This is a genomic window from Vibrio sp. Vb0888 (genome assembly GCF_033338835.1).
In the GTDB taxonomy this organism is placed as follows: domain Bacteria; phylum Pseudomonadota; class Gammaproteobacteria; order Enterobacterales; family Vibrionaceae; genus Vibrio; species Vibrio alginolyticus.
Map to the genome: position 1 here is coordinate 1 of NZ_JAWOTL010000172.1, position 1,283 is coordinate 1,283.

2 protein-coding genes are annotated in these 1,283 nt (G+C 42.3%); one reads left to right on the top strand and one right to left on the bottom strand.

The window, feature by feature from the left end:
• A partial coding sequence (locus R7P72_RS24775) for an AraC family ligand binding domain-containing protein (protein ID WP_318110935.1) occupies window positions 1–579 on the bottom strand: 579 nt, incomplete at its 3' end.
• Window positions 580–747: 168 nt separating this feature from the next.
• On the opposite strand from R7P72_RS24775, the gene R7P72_RS24780 reads away from it, so the two are divergent.
• The gene (locus tag R7P72_RS24780) at window positions 748–993 is read left to right on the top strand and encodes a hypothetical protein (protein WP_053047896.1); all 246 of its coding nucleotides are present in this window, start codon (window positions 748–750) and stop codon (window positions 991–993) included.
• The last annotated feature ends 290 nt before the right edge of the window (window positions 994–1,283 follow it).

Sequence of the window (1,283 nt, forward strand, 5' to 3'; positions counted from 1 at the left end):
AAAGTGTTGTTCGAGATACGCGTTAACACTTGCCACGCGCTCTCTTTCCTGTAGCTCGTGTTCACTCATCGATAAGTATGAGTGAGTCATCAGTGTTTTTGCTCCTTCATCGTGAGCAATCAGAGACAAAACATGGAGAAATCTCGATAGTTGCTCCATTGCAGGAAACGTCATGAGCTCATGCAGAAGATCCACAACGTGCTGAGCTGTCCGTTCAGAAAACACCACACCTTTATTGGCCGCCTTTAAAAGCGGGTCAAGCTTTCTAAGCTCTGCGCAATAGAACATCAAATTGGCAATCCACTCACGCTTAAACCAAATCACATGAGTCTCGCACTTGCTTTCGACCAATGTGGAGTGAATTGAATGAGGCACACCAGGCGCGATCAATAGCATTTGGTTGTGAGTCACTTCTAATTCGTGATGACCAATATGCAAACTGCCAGTGAAGTGTCGATGGATGACCAACTCAAACACATCATCGTGAAAATGGAGGTCGTACTCTTTCTCTACCTCATCAATGCGACGATAGCGCCAAGAAAAACCTGGTCTCTGCGGTACTTTTTCGATGTGCGCCATTGGCTACTCCACAAGATAGTATTGTTTCACGCTCAAATAATATCAGTATTGCCGGCATAATCTTCATCACGCCGAAATAGTATTGATATTAAACGGCATACTATCAACTTGGTGTTGCCCCTCTCCTTATTCTTGCCTTGTAAAGACAAGCTAACTAAGGAAGCTTTTATGAGCCACTTCACTATCAAGCTACGCCAAATCTTGCACAAGACACGCGATGAATGGGCAAAATTCGCTATCAGAGAAATGGAAATCCTACCTAACACCATCGCCAAATTTTATGGTTACAAATCGAGTTGTGATCTTGAGCAAATTCTTAAACAGGATAAAAACGACGCCAATTCGGACATTTGCTCGACACCTTGTGCGAGATCTCTCACAAGCGATGTAAGCAAAACGACCATCTTTGACTAAGACAAAATCAAAAAATGCATATAACCAATTGAAAATTAAAACTTATAGTATTTTTCATAATATTCGCTGCCAAAGTTTTTTTACCTAGCTGATTGAGAGTAATCAGCAAAACATCAATACTGATTGTGTCGACAGGATGTTGGCGGGAACAGGAAAAAAGCCTAATGGACTAGGTATCTTCAGGATGAAGATTTGGTAGCTTAGGATGAGTTATCAGCAAGGATGTAGTTAAGCTCTAGGATAGAGTTCGCCCGTCAGGATGATAGGCAAGAATGGACACCGCTAGGAAG

Bases quoted from the DNA above. Each gene is read 5' to 3' on its own strand.
- R7P72_RS24780 (WP_053047896.1), top strand. From the start codon at position 748: ATGAGCCACTTCACTATCAAGCTACGCCAAATCTTGCACAAGACACGC.